Annotated in this window: 13 protein-coding genes and 1 riboswitch; all 13 genes read left to right on the forward strand. The window is 66.1% G+C overall.

Annotation, left to right across the window (positions count from 1 at the left end):
* Window positions 1-129: 129 nt before the first annotated feature.
* The 13 genes from EB835_RS15110 to thiD all read left to right on the forward strand — a co-directional run bounded on the left by EB835_RS15110 (window position 130) and on the right by thiD (window position 17,571).
* Window positions 130-1,248: a pseudouridine synthase gene (locus EB835_RS15110; protein WP_135810282.1), complete on the forward strand. Its 1,119-nt coding sequence runs from the start codon at window positions 130-132 to the stop codon at window positions 1,246-1,248.
* Window positions 1,249-1,257: 9 nt separating this feature from the next.
* Window positions 1,258-1,920: a GntR family transcriptional regulator gene (locus EB835_RS15115; protein ID WP_135810283.1), complete on the forward strand. Its 663-nt coding sequence runs from the start codon at window positions 1,258-1,260 to the stop codon at window positions 1,918-1,920.
* Between the two features lie 171 nt (window positions 1,921-2,091).
* Window positions 2,092-3,618: an IMP dehydrogenase gene (gene guaB / locus EB835_RS15120; RefSeq protein WP_135810284.1), complete on the forward strand. Its 1,527-nt coding sequence runs from the start codon at window positions 2,092-2,094 to the stop codon at window positions 3,616-3,618.
* 493 nt (window positions 3,619-4,111) lie between these two features.
* On the forward strand, window positions 4,112-5,857 hold the full coding sequence (locus EB835_RS15125; RefSeq protein WP_240688775.1) for a pyridoxal phosphate-dependent decarboxylase family protein: 1,746 nt from the start codon (window positions 4,112-4,114) through the stop codon (window positions 5,855-5,857).
* On the forward strand, window positions 5,854-7,395 hold the full coding sequence (locus EB835_RS15130; protein WP_135810285.1) for a lysine N(6)-hydroxylase/L-ornithine N(5)-oxygenase family protein: 1,542 nt from the start codon (window positions 5,854-5,856) through the stop codon (window positions 7,393-7,395). Before EB835_RS15125 ends, EB835_RS15130 begins: the two co-directional genes overlap by 4 nt.
* A complete protein-coding gene (locus EB835_RS15135; protein ID WP_205749950.1) occupies window positions 7,392-10,016 on the forward strand; it encodes a GNAT family N-acetyltransferase in 2,625 nt (874 codons plus the stop codon). Before EB835_RS15130 ends, EB835_RS15135 begins: the two co-directional genes overlap by 4 nt.
* A gap of 166 nt (window positions 10,017-10,182) precedes the next feature.
* Window positions 10,183-11,280 carry a LacI family DNA-binding transcriptional regulator gene (locus EB835_RS15140; protein WP_135810286.1) on the forward strand — a complete coding sequence of 366 codons (1,098 nt, stop codon included), beginning with the start codon at window positions 10,183-10,185 and terminating at the stop codon, window positions 11,278-11,280.
* Window positions 11,281-11,372: 92 nt separating this feature from the next.
* Window positions 11,373-12,467, forward strand: a complete 1,095-nt coding sequence (locus EB835_RS15145) for a substrate-binding domain-containing protein (RefSeq protein ID WP_135810287.1) — start codon at window positions 11,373-11,375, stop codon at window positions 12,465-12,467.
* Window positions 12,468-12,580: 113 nt separating this feature from the next.
* Window positions 12,581-13,405, forward strand: a complete 825-nt coding sequence (locus EB835_RS15150; RefSeq protein WP_205749951.1) for an ATP-binding cassette domain-containing protein — start codon at window positions 12,581-12,583, stop codon at window positions 13,403-13,405.
* A complete protein-coding gene (locus EB835_RS15155) occupies window positions 13,402-14,613 on the forward strand; it encodes a sugar ABC transporter permease (RefSeq protein ID WP_135810288.1) in 1,212 nt (403 codons plus the stop codon). The genes EB835_RS15150 and EB835_RS15155 overlap by 4 nt, the downstream gene beginning before the upstream one ends.
* A gap of 314 nt (window positions 14,614-14,927) precedes the next feature.
* Window positions 14,928-15,060: riboswitch (TPP riboswitch) on the forward strand.
* Window positions 15,048-15,962, forward strand: a complete 915-nt coding sequence (locus EB835_RS15160; RefSeq protein ID WP_135810289.1) for a hydroxyethylthiazole kinase — start codon at window positions 15,048-15,050, stop codon at window positions 15,960-15,962. It overlaps the preceding riboswitch by 13 nt.
* Window positions 15,959-16,705: a thiamine phosphate synthase gene (gene thiE, locus EB835_RS15165; protein WP_135810290.1), complete on the forward strand. Its 747-nt coding sequence runs from the start codon at window positions 15,959-15,961 to the stop codon at window positions 16,703-16,705. The genes EB835_RS15160 and thiE overlap by 4 nt, the downstream gene beginning before the upstream one ends.
* On the forward strand, window positions 16,702-17,571 hold the full coding sequence (thiD, locus tag EB835_RS15170) for a bifunctional hydroxymethylpyrimidine kinase/phosphomethylpyrimidine kinase (protein WP_135810291.1): 870 nt from the start codon (window positions 16,702-16,704) through the stop codon (window positions 17,569-17,571). Before thiE ends, thiD begins: the two co-directional genes overlap by 4 nt.
* Window positions 17,572-17,693: the final 122 nt, after the last annotated feature.

Genomic DNA, 17,693 nt, shown 5'->3' on the forward strand with positions numbered 1-17,693 from the left:
TGGGATTTCGAAAGCGTCTCGGAGTTTTGCGGGAAACGTCGTCGATCGGCGGTCTGCGGCAGCCCTCATGCGGTTCCGCGCCGGTGCGCGGCCGACCGTGATCACGGAGGCCCGGCTTAGACTGGTTCAATGCCCCGCAGTCCGCTTCCGCCTCGAGAGGGAATCTCGGCGACCGCGCTGCGCGCCCCCGGAGGCAAGGCCACCCACGCGAAGAACCACCTGCCCGTTCCCGATTCGATCGGAGAGTGGCTCGAAACCGAATTCCCCGAGGCGGCCCCCGAGTCCAGACGGGCGCTGCTGACCGAAGGGGATATGCGCGACGAGGAGGGGCACCCGGTGACCTGGGACGATCCGGTCATCCCCGGCGGGTTCTACTTCTTCCATCGCCCCGTACCGCCCGAAGAGCGGATCCCTTTCGAGGTCGGCATCGTGTTCGAGGACGATGACCTCCTCGTCGTCGACAAACCCCACTTCCTGGCCAGCACCCCGAACGGACGCTTCGTCCGCGAATGCGTCGTCACCCGTCTGCGCGTGGACCTCGACCAGCCCGATCTCGTCGCCATCCACCGCCTCGATCGGATCACCGCCGGCCTGCTCGTTCTGTCGAAACGGCCCGAAACACGCGGCCGCTACCAGCGACTGTTCCAAGACCGGAAGGTGCACAAAACCTACCGTGCCCTGGCGCCGCCTCCACCGGCCGATCTGGAGTTTCCGCTGGTGAGGAAATCACGTCTGGTCAAACCTGTCGGCGGTCGGCAGGTCCTCGAAGTAGACGGTGAGCCGAATGCGATCAGCCGCATCCGGCTGCTTCGCACCATCTCGCCGCCGAGCGATGCTGGGACCGCAGGGCCGCCTCGGGTAGGGGAAAGGTCCGCACCGGAACGGTCGATGGGATCGGTCTCGGGGTCGCCTCGGGGAGGGGACGGTTCCTCACGGGAACGGTCGGTGGAATCGGTCGCAGGGCCACCTCGGGGAGGGGGGGAGATCGCGGAGTATGTGCTCGAACCGATCACGGGCAAGACACACCAGCTGCGGGTGCATATGAACGCGCTCGGGCCGCCGATCCTCGGTGATCCGGTCTATCCGGTCGATGTCGGCCCTGATCCGTACGACTTCACGTCACCGCTGCAGCTGTTGGCCGCGGAGATCGCATTCGATGATCCGCTGACCGGGCTGAGACGACGGTTCAAGAGCGCACTCGAGCTCGATCCTGCTGCGGTCAGCTCCGAATCAGGCGAAACCCGGTAGCCTGGTGTTATGAGTCCAAACGCCCCCGGATGCACCTCAGAGGCCATCGTCGCCCTTGTCCGCACCCGTATCACCGACGGTGAATACCCGGCAGGAAGCCCCGTCCGCGATGGTGCCTTGGCCAAGGAATTCAACGTCTCGCGCAACACCGCCCGCGAATCGCTCAGCCTGCTGCGCCACGCCGGGCTGCTCACTCAGGAGCCCAACCGGGGCTTCTTCGTCTCCACCTTCGGCATCGACGAACTCAAGGACCTCTACCGCGCCCGCAGGGTCTTCGAGATCCGCGCCGTCCAGGAATCACAAGACGCCACCGACGAGGCGATGGCCGCCGTCGAGGCCTCCGTCATCCGCGCCGAAACCGCACCGAAGAACGAAACCTGGGCAGATGCGCAGGAACACTCGGCGTCGTTTCATCGGGCGATCGTCGGACTGCTCGGCTCACCGCTGCTCGACGAGTTCTACCTCAACCTCATGGCGCGGCTGTCGACGACGTTCTCCCGCTCTTCGGAACCGGGGAAGTACCACTCGCACTGGGCGAATCCGCACCGGGACATCCTCGAGAAGATGAAGTCCGGAGACCGTCAGGGAGCCGAAGGGCTCCTGCGCATCCACCTCGACGATTCCGAAGCCTCGACGCTCGATCTCGCACGGTCTGTGGGGGAGGGGCGGTAGGTGCTCCTCGGGTGCCTGGGGCGACCTGGGGCGACCTGGGTGACTGTACTGTCACGACAGCGTATTCCGTGTAGCCAGTCTCACAGTGCTCGGTACTTGAACCCATAGCGGGTGGCTCTCTCGCTCCGATACCATTGAGCCACCGTATCTTCGCGTCGAAAGGCTGTTTTCATGGGGAATCCTGAGCAGGAATCACAGGCCGCAAACGATCCGTTCTCCCTCACGGGTCTCACGTATGACGATGTCCTCCTCCTGCCAGGCGACACCGATGTCATCCCTTCCGAAGCCTCCACCTCCTCCCGGCTGACCAAGGAGATCGAGCTCAACATCCCGCTGGTCTCGGCCGCTATGGACACCGTGACCGAATCGCGCATGGCCATCGCCATGGCCCGCATCGGCGGTCTTGGGATCATCCACCGCAACCTCTCAGCCGAAGATCAGGCCGACCAGGTCGACTACGTCAAGCGCTCCGAATCGGGCATGATCAATGACCCGCTGACGATCACTCCGGAGAAGACACTCGAAGAACTCGACGAGATCTGCGGCAAGTACCGCATCTCCGGACTTCCCGTCGTCGATGAGAACAATGTGCTCGTGGGCATCGTGACCAACCGTGACCTGCGCTTCGTCACCCGCAGCGAATTCCCCACCCGTACTGTCGCCGAGACCATGACGAAGATGCCCCTGGTCACCGCGCCCGTCGGCGTGGCCGCCGAAAAGGCGTTCGAGCTGCTCGCCGAACACAAAGTCGAGAAGCTGCCCCTGGTCGATGACGACAACGTCATCCAGGGCCTCATCACCGTCAAGGACTTCGTCAAGACCGAGGAATACCCCCTGGCGACGAAGGACGACGAAGGCCGCCTGCGTGTCGGTGCCGCCGTCGGCTTCTACGGCGACGCCTATGAGCGTGCCGGAATGCTCGCCGAGGCGGGCGTCGACGTCCTCGTCGTCGACACCGCGAACGGTCACGCCCGCGGAGTCACCGACATGATCAAGAAGGTCAAGTCCGACCCGGCGTTCGCGAGCGTGCAGATCATCGGCGGCAACGTCGCCACGAAGGAAGGCGCGCAGGCGCTCGTCGATGCGGGAGTCGACGCCGTCAAGGTCGGTGTGGGTCCCGGATCGATCTGCACCACCCGCGTCGTCGCCGGTGTCGGTGTCCCGCAGGTCACCGCCGTCCACCTCGCCGCTCAGGCCGCTCGTGCGGCCGGCGTGCCGGTCGTCGCCGACGGCGGTCTCCAGCACTCAGGTGACATCGGCAAGGCCCTGGTCGCCGGCGCCGACACCGTGATGCTCGGGTCTCTGCTGGCCGGCTGCAACGAGTCACCAGGTGAGCTCATCTTCGTCAACGGCAAGCAGTACAAGGCCTACCGCGGCATGGGGTCGCTCGGTGCGATGGCCCCGCGCAAGGGCAAGTCGTATTCGAAGGACCGTTACTTCCAGGCCGATATCGCCACCGATACCGACCTCATTCCCGAGGGCATCGAAGGCCGAGTCGCCTACCGCGGCCACCTCAAGCAGGTCGCCCACCAGCTCACCGGGGGTCTGCGCCAGACGATGTTCTACGTCGGCGCGCGCACCATCGACGACCTCAAGGCCAAGGGCAAGTTCGTCCGCCTGACCACTGCGGGGCTGAAGGAAAGCCACCCGCACGACATTCAGATGACCGTGGAGGCCCCGAACTACGTCGTGAAGTGATGTAGGGAGGCTCCTGGGTCGAGGATCTGGGCCCCTGATTGTTGAGAAGCCGCAGTTCCCGCTTGTTCGCGGCGGCTGCGGCTTCTTGCATATGTGTCCGAAGCGAGCTTGGGCATGCGACCGCGGGCCGGCGGTTGCGAGCTTGCGACCGCGGGTGCCTCGTGCACGGAAGTCCCCACGGGTGCAGAACCTCAGCATCTGGGCCGATTGTCTGGTCGATCCAGGGCGTTTTGCCCGGCTGAAACGCCGGGGATCGACCAGAGAATCGCCGATCTGTGGGGCCCTGCTGTCTCACGATGCTGGATGGCACACCCTGATGTGATGAATGCCACGTGCGCATTTTCCAGGCGATGCACCCGTAGTGCGAACGGTCGCCTTGCCCTGCCAGCGCTGGGAAGGACGGCATCACCCCAGGTCAGGATGCTACTCCCGTAGTCGGGGAGGTCCGGCGAACGCCCTTCGAAAAGCGTGACACTTAGGGTAGGTTTCCCTAATGCCAACCGCGCTCCGCGGTTCGCTCATCGAAGGAGGAAACCTCACAGTGACGACTTCTCTGCTCTCTGACACCGAAGCGACACCACCCGCAGCACCCCTTCACATCCCCGAGATTCCCCACCCTGACTCGACTCCCCAGGATTCGACTCCCACCACCTGCACCGACGCTCTGCTCGGCGCCCACAGCGCAGACGAGTATACGGCGCTCATGCACGACGTCGTCGACTCGCTCGGCCGACGCTTCCACGCCACCGAGGCGGCCACCTCGGCGAACGACCGCAGCCAGCTCCAGGCCGCCGTCGACGCCGTCGACCTCGACACCCCCGGCGTCGGCAACGCCGAGGCCCTGCGCGAAGTCGACGCCCTCTACGCCGACAATGCGGTGTGGTTCCACCACCCCAGCTACGTCGCCCACCTCAACTGCCCCGTGGCCGTGCCCGCCGTCGCCGCCGAGGCGATGCTCGCAGCCATCAACACCTCGGTCGACACCTACGACCAGTCCGAGGTCGCCACCCTCATGGAGCGCCGCCTCGTCGACTGGACCTGCGGACACCTCGGATTCTCCTCCGGCGACGGGATCTTCACCTCCGGAGGCACCCAATCGAACCTCCAGGCACTGTTCCTCGCCCGCGAAAACGTCCTGACCGGACTCGTCGATGACGCGAACGAGCCCGACCGGGCCGGGTCCGATGACGCGAACGAGCTCGACCGCGCCGGTTCCGATGATGCCGAACCTCGCCGAGGCGGCTCCACCGTCCCGATCCGCCGCGAGGCACTGTCCCGGCTGCGGATCCTCGCCACCGATCAGGCCCACTTCTCCGTCTCCCGTGCGGCGTTCCTCCTCGGCCTCGACGCCGAGGCGGTCGTGACCGTCCCGACCGACGCCTCCGGCCGCATGGACGCCGAAGCGCTCAACGCGAGCCTGCTGTCGATCGAAGCACACGACGCCATCCCCATGGCCGTCGTCGCCACCGCCGGAACCACCGACCTCGGCGTCATCGATCCGCTCGAGACCATCGCCGAGGTCTGCGAAGCCGCGAACGTGTGGCTGCACGTCGACGCCGCCTACGGCGGTGGTCTGCTCTGGGCCCCGGCTCGTGCCCACCTGCTCGACGGGATCAGTCGGGCCACCTCGGTGACCATCGACTTCCACAAGACGTTCTTCCAGCCGGTGTCCTCCTCTGCCCTGCTGATCAGAGACGCGAGCCTGTTCGCGCCGACGATCCACCACCACGACTACCTCAACCCGGAAGCCGAAGCACTCGAAGCCGACGCCGAACCGAACCAGGTCGACAAGTCCCTGCAGACCACCCGGCGTTTCGACGCACTCAAGCTCTGGATGACTCTGCGCGCCCGCGGGGCAGGCGAGATCGGAGCGATGATCGACACGATCTGCGACCTCGCCGCCGACGTCCGCGCACTGCTCGAAGATCAGGCGGATTTCGACGTGCTCGGTGCCTCGGACCTGTCCACGGTGCTCTTCCGGTTCACCCCGGCGGCCACCAGCGCTGAAGCGTGTGACGAACTCGTTCCACTGATCCGCCGGGTCCTCTTCCGCTCCGGCCGCGCCGCCGTCGCCCGCACCGTCATCGACGGCACACCGTGGCTCAAACTCACCCTGCTCAACCCCGACACCAGCATCGATGATGTCACCGCCGTCCTCGACCTCGTGCGCGCCACCGGACACGGCATCCTCGCCGGTCGGGATCTCGAGGGCACCGCGACCGAAGGAGGCGCAGCATGAGCGCAGATTCCACGCACATCCATGACATCCTCGGCGTCGGCATCGGTCCCTTCGGACTCGGCCTGGCAGCGCTGTCGGATCCGCTGCCCGACGTCGACGCGGTCTTCCTCGACCAGCGGTCCGAATTCCGGTGGCACCCGGGAATGATGATCGAGGGCTCGACCATCCAGGTGCCCTTCCTCGCCGACCTCGTCACCATGGCCGACCCGACGTCGCCGTACTCGTTCCTCAACTTCCTCAAGGAACGCCGGCGCCTCTACCCGTTCTACATCCGCGAATCGTTCTACCCGCTGCGCGCCGAATTCGACGAATACTGCCGATGGGTCGCCGCCCAGCTGGAATCGCTGCGCTGGAACCGTCGCGTCGTGTCCGTGACCAGGGAGAACGGAATCTTCACCGTCCTCGCCGAGGTGGCCGACGACTCCGGTTCGATCGTGGTGACCGAGACCTACCGTGCCCGGCATCTGGTGCTCGGGGTGGGCACGCAGCCGGTGCTGCCGCCTGCCCTCCAGGGACTCGGGGCGAACGGTGCCGTTGAACGGGCCGCGGATCCGGCAGACACCGCGACCCCCGAATCGGGCCCGTCCGCCGGTGCCGGACCGCTCATCCACACCGCCGACTACCTCGAGAATCGGGAAGCGCTGCTTGACTCCGGTGCGGTGACGATCATCGGCAGCGGTCAGTCTGCCGCGGAGATCTACCGCGACCTCATCGATGACGCAGAAGACCGTGGAGTGCGCTTGGACTGGGTGACCCGGTCGCCGCGGTTCTTCCCCATGGAGTACACGAAGCTCACTCTGGAAATGACGTCACCCGAGTACACCGACCACTTCCGCGCCCTGCCCGACGAGCTGCGCGAACGCGTCGGCCGCGAACAGCGTACCCTGTACAAGGGCATCTCGGCCGATCTCGTCGACGATATCCACGACACCCTCTACCGGCTCAGCCGAGGCGGCCGGCAGCTGCTGACGAATCTCATCTCCGAAGCCGAACTCGAGACCGCTCGGATCGATCCGATCAGCGGCGAATACCTGCTCGGTTTCCGCAACACGGCACTGGATGAGACCTTCACCAGGAGGTCCGGTTCCGTCGTCGCAGCCACAGGTTACAAGTCACGGGTGCCGGACTTCCTGAGCCCGCTCGGCGACGAGGTGCGCCTCGATTCGCACGGACGCCTCGACGTCAGCCGCCACTACACGATCAACGACGAGGGCACGATTCATGTCCTGAACGGCGAAGAGCACACCCACGGCGTCACCGCACCCGACCTCGGCTTCGGTCCGTGGCGGGCCTCGGTCGTGCTCGCCGAGGTGACCGGCCGAGAGCCGTATCCGATCGAACGCACTATCGCCTTCCAGACCTTCGGGGTGCCGGCCGATGAATCTGATGCGTCCGCGCTGGCATCCGCGAACTCGACCGCGACCGCCGACCAGGCCGCTTCGACCGGCGGGAACGCTTCGGCCGGCGCGAACGATTCCGCCGAGGCTGACTCCGCCGCCTTCGCACTCGACGACTCCAAGGAGATGTCACACGTATGACCACAGAACTCATCACCGCCCCGAACGACACCACCGACCCGAACGACACCGCCGAGGCGGAGGGCACCGCCCCGACCGAAACCACCGAGGCGGAGGGCACCGCCCCGACACCCGCCGCGGCCGATGCGAACGCCGAAGTCACGGGACTCGGCACGGACGTGAAGCTCACGGCTGCCTCGGCGAGGGTGGACATCCGCCCACTCGACGTCGAACGAGACACCGACCGGATCCACGAATGGCTCACCCACCCGCGTGCCCGCTATTGGATGATGACCGACCTCGATGAGGACGAAGTCCGGACCTATCTGGAGGGCATCCGCGACTCCGCCACCGACGCCGGCTGGATCGGATCCGTCGACGGCGCCGACTGCTTCTACGTCGAGACCTACACCCCGGACAGCCTCATTCCGCAGAGCGCGCTGACCACCGGGCCCGAGGACATCGGGATGCACCTGCTCGTCGCACCCCCGGCCGGACCGGCCGTACACGGACTCACCGACCGCATTATGGCCGAGGTCATCGACTTCTGCCTGAGGCCCGCTGACCAGGGCGGACGTGGAGCACGCCGTGTCGTGGTCGAACCCGATGCCCGAAACGACGCGATCATCGAGAAGAACCGTGCCGCCGGCTTCACGCCCGTCACCGAGGCGACCATCATGATGGGCGAGATCGAGAAGCAGGCACTGGTGAGCGTGTGCACGCGTGCCGACTTCGCCGCCAGTGCACTGGCCCCGCTGATCGGCGAGACCGAGGAATCGCACGATGATCAGAGGCCGACCGAATCACGTCCGAGCCAGGGCGCCGCAGTGCCGCCCGCACCCTATTCCCATCTCAACGCCGATGCCTTCGCCGTCGTGCAACGCCACCTCGTCGCCAAGGCTCTGTCCGAATTCGCCCACGAGCGACTCATCACCCCGGCCCGGATCGATGTCGAAGGCGGTTCCGGCACGGACAACGGCGCACCCGCTGACGGCGCCCAGACCTGGGAACTGACCATCGACGGCGCCACCCGCTACACCTTCGCCGCTCGCGTCCTGCCGCTCGAACACTGGGTCATCGATGAAGCCAGCATCACTCGGTGGCGCGATGAGTCCGAGGTTCCGCTCGATGCCCAGGAACTCGTCGTCGAACTCCAGGACGAACTCTCCATCCCCGAGGACCTCATCTCGACCTACCTCGAGGAACTCGCCTCGACCCTGGCAGGCGCTGCGTTCAAACTCGAGGAGGCTCGGGCCGGGCATCGCCCGAGCTCACGCGACCTCGTCGACGCAGACTTCCAGACCACCGAGGCGGCCATGACCGAAGGCCACCCCGGGTTCCTTGCGAACAATGGGCGCATCGGTTTCGGACTCCACGACTTCCGCAGGTGGGCACCGGAGAACGGGGAACTCAACCGCATCGAATGGGTGGCGGTGAGACGCGAACACAGCCACCTCTCCTTAGGCGTCGGACTCGACGAGGAGAGCCACCTCGGTGAGGCGCTCAGCGGAGCCGAAAGGGACCTCTTCGGCTCCCGGATCCGGGCGGCCGGGCAGGACCCGGCGGACTTCCACCTCATGCCGATCCACCCGTGGCAGGCCGACCATCGCTTGGCGATCACCTTCGCCGCGGACATCGCCCGCGGCGATCTGCTGCCGTTAGGCGTTGGGCTCGACAAACACCAGGCGCAGCAGTCCCTGCGCACGTTCTTCAACCACTCGCGGACCGGACCGTACGTCAAAGTCGCACTCGCCGTGCAGAATATGGGCTTCCTGCGTGGGCTGTCGCCGAAGTACATGCGTGACACCCCCGCCATCAACGACTGGGTCGCGAACCTCATCGCCTCCGATGACGCCTTCGCCGACGCCGGATTCCGCGTCCTGCGGGAACGCTCCGCACTCGGCTACACCGGCGACGTCTACCACCGGACGAAGGAGACGAACCCGCACCGGAAGATGCTCGCCGCCCTCTGGCGCGAGAACCCAGTCGATCAGGTCGATCCGGGCCAGAAGCTCATCACGATGGCCGCCCTGCTGCATCGGGATCACGAGGGCGTCTCCTTCGCCGGTGAGCTCATCAGCGCCTCAGGCCTGAGTGCCGCGGAGTGGCTGCGCAGCTACCTGCGGTCCTATCTGAAGCCGCTCGTGCACGCGCTGCTCGCGCACGATCTCGTGTTCATGCCGCACGGGGAGAACCTCATCCTCGTTCTCGACGACCACGTCGTGACCGGAGCATTCATGAAGGACATCGGTGAGGAGGTCGCCGTGCTCGGCCACCGCGAACTGCCCGCCGACGTCGAACGCATCCGCGCCGTGGTGCCGGGGGAGGAGAAGGCCCTGTCGGTCTTCACCGATATGTTCGACGGCGTTCTGCGCCACCTGTCGGGCATCCTCGATGCTGACGGACTGCTGCCGGCCGACCGGTTCTGGGCGATCGTCGCCGAGACCCTCGACGACTATGAGGCCGAGCACCCGGACGCTGCCCGCGGAGTCAGCGGCGACGTCGACCTGCGGGCCGAGTCGTTCGCCCACTCCTGCCTCAACCGGCTGCAGCTGAAGAACACGAAGCAGATGGTCGATATCGGCAACCAGGCAGAATCGCTGCTCTACGCGGGCACCATGGACAACCCCGTGGCTCGCTGAGCAGTCAGCGAACCGACTCGAAACCGCCGAGGTGGGGCACCGTAACGGAGCCCCACCTCGGCGATTGCGTTCTTCCCTCACACCCAGCGGTTAGTATCATTCCAACGGTTGCCTGTGCGGAACCGTGCAGCAGTGTGAACCGGTTCTCGGACTCAAAGGCGTGGTCATGGCGAAGCAGAACGATCGGCCGACCCTGGCCACGGTCGCTGCCCGCGCCGGAGTGAGCATCAAGACCGCCTCCCGCGTGCTCAACGGGGAAAAGCACGTCGCCGCCGCCACCGCCGAGAAGGTCGAGACCGCCGCCGAAGAACTCGGCTTCCGTCTCAACCCCACGGCCAGACGGCTGCGCGCAGGGGGCCGCTCACCCTATATCGGCGTGGTCCTCTCCGACACCGGGGACGCCTTCCAGGCTCGCGCCTTCGCCGCCGTGGAAGCTGAACTCGCGGCCCTCGACCTGCGCCCGGTGGTGACCGTGGTCGGTGACGACCCCGACCGTGAGGAAGCCTTCCTCGACGAATGCCTCGCCAACGATCTGTCCGGCATCATCGTCATCCGCGCACACCCGGAAGCGGCGGAGATCTACGCCCGAGCCGCCTCGGCGCCGGGCACCGGAATCGTCTCGCTCGACCCTGCGGTCGACGGACCAGGAATCAGCGTCGTCGCAGGTGATGACCGTGAAGCAGGTCGACTCGCCGCCGAACAGCTGCTCGCCCACGGACATGTGGCGCTCGGCGTCATCGGCGACCATTCGCCCAGTCTCATCGCCGGCCGCCGGCTGCAGGGAGTCCAGGACGCCATCGCGGGTCGTCACGGCGTCGGCTGGCGCGCCTATATGCGCGAAGACGCCCACGACGAATCCAGTGCGAAGAACGTCGTCGCCGCCTGGCTCGGCTCCCGCAGCGCCCCCGGTGCCCTCATCACCCTCTCAGCCACCGTGACCCAAGGTGCGATCGACGCCTGCCGCCGCCTCGGCGAATGGCCGGCCCTGGTCGGCATCGATGATTTTCCCACCGCCGAACTCCTCGACGTCACCGTCGTCGATCGCAACGTCGAATCCCTCGCCGCCGAGGCGGTCCGCCGACTGCGAGCCGCCGCGGAACCCGACGGCGCAGGAGGTGGCGGGGGCCGCCTCGGCGAGCGGGACGGTCCGATCCGGAAGGAGACGACGGGGAACGGTCGTGGGAATGGTAGCGAGTCGGATTTCGACAATGCGCTGTGCGTCATCGCTCGTGGCAGCGGCGAGGAGCCTCCGGACTCCCGTTGAAAACTTTTGCCGAAACAGTTGACAGCAGGCGCCGTTCGGCGAATCATAATCAACAGCCTGACAACGTTGTCAGAATGATTGAAAGGTTCACAATGAGGCACAACCTGCAGTCCCGGAAGAAGCTGGCCCTCCTCGGTGCCTCGGTCGCAATCGGCGCTCTTGCGCTCAGCGGCTGCGGCAATCAGAAGGGTCAAGGCAACGATCAAGCTGACAGCGGATCCGGAGGCGACGGCGACGTCACCATCGCGCTGCTCCTTCCCGAATCGAAGACCACCCGCTACGAGTCGCTGGACAAGCCGAACTTCGAGAAGTATGTCAAGGAGGGCAATCCTGACGCCACCGTCAAGTACAGCAATGCCAATCAGGATGCGACTCAACAGCAGCAGCAGGTCGAAGCGGCCGTGACAGAAGGCGTCGACGCCATCGTCCTCGACCCCGTCGATGCCTCTGCGGTCTCGTCTGCGCTGTCGAAGGCCAAAGCGAAGAAGATCCCGGTCGTCTCCTACGACCGCTTCTTCGAAGGGGCCGACTACTACACCTCGTTCGACAACAAGAAGATCGGCAATCTGCAGGGCCAGGCCGTGCTCGACGGGCTCAAGGCCGACGGCACCGACCCGAAATCGGGCCCGGTGTGGATGGTCAACGGCGACCCGAAGGATCCCAACGCCGCGGACTTCAAGGCCGGAGCCGAAGAGACCCTCAAGGAAGCGGGCGTCGACATCGCCGGCAGCCACGACACCCTCGACTGGAACCCCGACGATGCCCGCCAATGGGTCGAAGGCCAGCTGCAGAGCGCGGACGAGGAGCCCATCGCGATCTACGCTGCCAACGACGGCACCGCCGGCGGCGTCATCGCCGCTACGAAGAGAGCCAAGGTCGACCCCGTCGTGACGGGTCAGGACTCCGAGGTCGACGGTCTGCAGAACATCCTCAAGGGCGATCAGTACGCCACGATCTACAAGTCGATTCCGCCGCAGGCCGAATTCGCCGCGAAGGCTGCCATCGCGCTGGCCGGAGGAGAGGAGCCGGAGGCCGGAACGACCTACAAGGACACTCCGACGGACTTCGTCGAGGCCGAGGTCGTCACCAAGGACACCATCAAGGACATCGTCGGCGACCAGATCAAGGCCTCCGACATCTGCACCAGCAAGGTGGAGAAGCTCTGCGAGGACGCCGGCGTCAAATGACCGTGTGTCAGGCGCTTCTGCACAGACGCAGACGCGCAGTAACAGTCCATCTGCCGGCGACCGAGACGAGGTCGCCGGCAGTCAGGGCCGACAACCGTGACAAGTAGGAACAGATGACATCTGAGACACCCGAACCGGGTCCAGCAGCATCGCGGCCGCCGGGAGACGGCAGCGAACCCGTGCTCGAGATGCGCGGAATCAATAAGCGATTCGGAGCCGTGCAGGCTCTGACCGACATCCATCTCACCGTCGGTCGCGGCGAAGTCGTCGGCCTCGTCGGTGACAACGGCGCCGGCAAATCGACGCTGATCAAGGTCATTGCCGGAGTCCACACCGCAGATGAGGGTGAACTCATCATGAACGGCACGGCGCAGAAGTTCTCCTCCCCGAAGGACGCGCAGAAAGCCGGAGTCGCCACCGTATTCCAGGACCTGGCGCTGTGCGAGAACCTCGACGTCGTGGCCAACCTGTTCCTCGGGCATGAGAAGACCCGCGGAGCCGTGCTCGACGAGGTGGCCATGGAAGCGAAGTCATGGGAGCTGCTGCGGAGCCTGTCGGCGAAGATCCCGAGCGTACGGGTGCCGATCGCGGCCCTGTCCGGCGGCCAACGGCAGACGGTCGCCATCGCCCGGTCCCTCCTCGGCGAACCATCTCTGGTGATGCTCGACGAACCGACGGCCGCCCTCGGTGTGGCCCAGACGGCCGAAGTGCTCAACCTCATCGAGAGGCTGAAGGAGCGCGATCTGGGAGTGCTGCTCGTCAGCCACAACATGGCCGATGTGCAGGCCGTCGCCGATCGTGTCCACGTGCTGCGGCTGGGCAAGGACGTCGGCGACTTCGCCGGGGATGAGCGCACCGATGTGCTCGTGGCCGCGATCACGGGGGCCAGTGACAACGTCGTGACCCAGAGGGCGACACGAAGGGGAGAGCGCCGATGACCCGAAATTCCTTCATCACAGACGAACGAATCTCTCATGAGGGCTTCTTGGCGACCTTCATCCGTCGTGTGCGAGAGGGACAGCTCGGCTCTCTGCCGGTGATCCTCGCGCTCGTCGTCATCGTCATCGTGTTCCAATCCGCGAACAGCAAGTTCATCTCTCCGGCCAACCTCGTCAATCTTTCGACGACGGTTGCCTATATCGCGATCCTCGCCCTGGGCATCAACCTCATCCTGCTCCTCGGTGAGATCGACCTGTCCTTGGCTCAACTGGGCGGTCTGGCGGCCTCTCTCCTCGGCGTGCTCGTGGTCAGACAGGGCGTGCCGCCGGTGATGGCTCTGATCATCATGCTGCTGCTCGGCCTGGTCGTCGGTGCGATCCAGGGGTGGTTCTTCGCCGTGGTCGGAATACCGGCGTTCGTCGTGACCTTGGCCGGGCTGCTTGCCTACACCGGGCTGACGCTGACGACGTTGGGCACGCAGAAGAACCTGTCGATGGCCGATACCTTCGCCTTCGAATTCTCGAGCTTCTACTTCCCGGCGCTCTGGGCGTATGCGTTCGGTGCGATCGCGGTCATCGGCTTCGGCGGCGGCATCGTCTATTCGAAGATGCGACGACACAGCGAGGGCCTCGACGCGCCCAGCTGGACCTCGGTGTTCGTGCGGATCGCAGTGCTGACGATCATCGTGTTCGGGTTCCTCATCCTCGTCAATCAGGACTTCGGTCTGGCGATGCCGTTCTTCCTCATGCTCGTGATCGCGATCGTCATCGATCTCGTTCTGCGCAAGACTCGCTACGGTCGCTCGATCTACGCCGTCGGCGGCAAGGTCGAGGCCGCCCGGCGAGCGGGCATCCGTGTGACGTGGGTACGCATCAGCGTATTTATGGCCGCTGGAGTTTTGGCCGCACTGTTCGGCTTCATCAAAACTGGTGTGACAACGAATGCGGGATCGACGCTGGTGGGCACCCAAGATCTGCTTGATGCGATCGCCGCGGCCGTCATCGGCGGCACCTCGCTCTTCGGCGGTCGTGGAACCGCGTGGGCGGCAGTGCTCGGTGCCCTGGTCGTCGGGGCGATCAAGAATGGGCTGTCCCTCATCGGCTTCAACTCCGATGCGCAGCAGATCATCACCGCAGTCGTTCTGCTGGCTGCGGTCGTCATCGATGCGCTCAGCCGTCGCGGCCAGAGGTACGTCGGGCGGGGGTAGGCGTCACCTGCGCAGAGCGGACCGCTTGGCCCGAAGCACCGAGATCAATGGTTGTCTGAATGCCGAGCGGTCTGCTCTGCGGCATGAGCTGCTGAGACCTCGCCGCGTTCACGAGCGGAGTGAAACGCCGCACTCAACGCAGAAACCCACGTCGAAGACGTGGGTTTGCGACTTGGCGCTCTAGGAGGACGACCTCCTCGCCACCACCCCAATAGTCGCACTCTGCCACTATGCGCGCAATGACGCGACGCGCCGGCGGCCACTCGCCGACATCGGAGGAGTCGCTCCGCTTCGGTGTGGCTGATACAGTCGAAGCCAATGACATGGGGTGCCTCATGACGATCCGCACAGACTGAAGAGTCCACGCGGAGATCGGCGAGGCTGAGAGAACACCCATCGAACCTGATCTGGGCCATACTAGCGAAGGGATCGTCATGGTTGACTTCGACCTGCGTTCTGCGAATGCGCGACTGCGCGCAAGCAATCCACTCATCCAATGCATCACGAACACCGTCGTGCAGCAGTTCAGCGCGAACGTGCTGCTGGCCGTCGGAGCCTCCCCGGCGATGCTCGACCATGAAGCCGACGCCGGGCAGTTCGCTGGGATCGCCAGCGGAGTCCTCGTCAACTTCGGCACCGCCTCGAACCACCAGCTGCTCGCCGCAGACGCCGCCATCGACGTCGCGAACGCCGCCGGCAAACCTTGGGCCCTCGACCCTGTCAGCGTCGGTGCCGTCGACTTCCGCACCTCCCGCATCCGCCGCGCCGCTGCCGATCACCCGACGGCCATCCGCGGCAATGCCTCTGAGATCGCTGCTCTCGCCGGAGTCGGCCTCGGCGGACGCGGAGTCGACTCGACCGATGAAGTCGACGCCGTCCTCCCCGCCGCCGCGAAGCTGGCCCAGGAAACCGGTGCGATCGTCGCGGTCTCCGGACCCACTGATGCCGTCGTCGCTCACATCGACGGAACCGACCACGTTGCCCGAATCTCCGGCGGCCACGAGTTCATGCCGCTGGTCATCGGCACCGGCTGCTCGCTCGGCGCCGTCACCGTCGCCTACCTCGCCGCCGCCCGCAGCGGACTGGCCGATCCCGACGCCGACGCCTCAGCCCTCAGCGTAGGCGAGCGCACCACCGACAGTGGGGCCGCCTCGGCGAGATTCGAAGCCGTCGCCGCCGCCCACGCCCATTTCGCGGTCGCCGGCGAACTCGCCGCCGATGGGGCGAAGGGGCCGGGCAGCTACTCGGTGAACTTCCTCGACGCACTCCACACCGTCGACGGCGAGCAGCTGGCCGGGGCGAGAGTCAGTCTGAGCACGCTGCCCGCGAACGAAAGCGTTCAGGCATGACCGCGGGATCCGCGCACACTGCCGACAGCGCACACCCGGCCGGCCAGCATGAGGACGAGCCCGACCGCTTCGCCGGAATCGACACGCGTCTCTACCTCGTCACCGACTCCGCACAGTGCGAAGCAGCCGGTCGCACCGTCGCCGAGACCGTGCAGGCCGCCGTCGCCGGGGGAGTGGGCATCGTCCAGGTCCGCGACAAGGACATCGACGACGGGGACTTCTACTCGCTCACCCGCCAGGTCATCGCCGCCGTCGATACCGCCACTCGCGGCACGGACCGCACCGTTCCCGTCGTCCTCAACGACCGCGTCGAGGTGGCCCGCCGCCTCATCGACGAAGGCGAGAACGTCCACATCCACGTCGGCCAGTCGGACACCACCGTCGCCGAGGTGCGCGCCGCACTCGGTTCTGAACCGCTGATCGGCCTTTCCGCCGCTAACAGCGAAGAATTCGGCGCCGCCCGCGACACCGGTGTCGTCGACCTCGTCGGCGTCGGGCCGGTCTACGACACCTCCACGAAGGCCGACGCACCAGACGGAATCGGGCCGGACCGCCTCGGCGATCTGGTGGCAGAAGCCCGGATCCCCGCCGTCGCGATCGGCGGCATCGGTGCCGATCGAGCTCCTGACCTGCGGGGACGTGGGTTGATCGGGATCTGTGTGGTCTCAGCGATCTGTCTGGCCGACGACCCGAAGACCGCGGCCGCAGAGCTGCTCGCCGCATTCACCGGGAGCGGCCAGTGACGACCCGCCCGCCGATCACCTTGTCCATCGCCGGCACCGACCCGTCCGGCGGTGCCGGAATCCACGCCGACCTCAAGACCTTCACCGCGCGGAAGACCTTGGGCACGACCGTCATCACCGCCCTCGTCGCCCAGAACACCCACGGAGTCTCCCGCGTCTACCCGATCGACGTCGATTTCGTCGCCGATCAGTTCGACTCCGTGCTCGGCGACATGCCCGTCGACGCGGCGAAATCGGGGATGCTCGGCAGCCGTGCACTCGTCGAGCTCGTCGTCGCCCGCGCAGCCGAAGGCCGACTCGGCTTCTTCACCGTCGACCCGGTGATGATCGCGACCTCCGGCCACCGGCTCCTCGAGACCGATGCCGTCGACGCCGTGCGCACTCACCTGCTGCCCGTCGCCGACCTCATCACCCCCAACCTCCCCGAGGCGGCCCTGCTGCTGTCCGATGACGAACCCGAAGCACAGACTGCCGAAGCCATGCGTGACCAGGCACAACGCCTGCTCGAACGCGGTCCCGGCGCAGTCCTGCTCAAGGGCGGGCACGGCGGCGATGACGAGGTCATCGACATCCTCGCCACCGCCGACGGCCAGGTCCGAGAGTTCACGCATCCCCGCGTGACGACCGCGAACACGCACGGAACCGGATGCACCCTCTCGGCCGCGATCACCGCTGAGGTGGCCGTCCTCAGCCGTGAACGCGCAGCTATCGGGTCGAACCTCCTCGGCGATGCGGTCGGCAATGCCCTCGAGTTTCTTGCGCGCGCACTCAACTCGGCCGCGGACTGGCAGCTGAGCCTGGACCCGGAGGGCGCCCACGGCCCCGTCGACCACCAGGTCGACATCGTCCGCGGTCTGCCCGCGTGACCAGGACCGGCGCACCTGACCAACATTGATGCGCCTGACCTTCATCGACGCGTCTGACCAGCACCGGCCAGCCCTGCTTCGTCACACGAGTACACACGTCACACGAACCGCCACGTCACACG

It is taken from the genome of Brevibacterium sp. S22, from assembly GCF_004745485.1.
GTDB lineage: Bacteria > Actinomycetota > Actinomycetes > Actinomycetales > Brevibacteriaceae > Brevibacterium.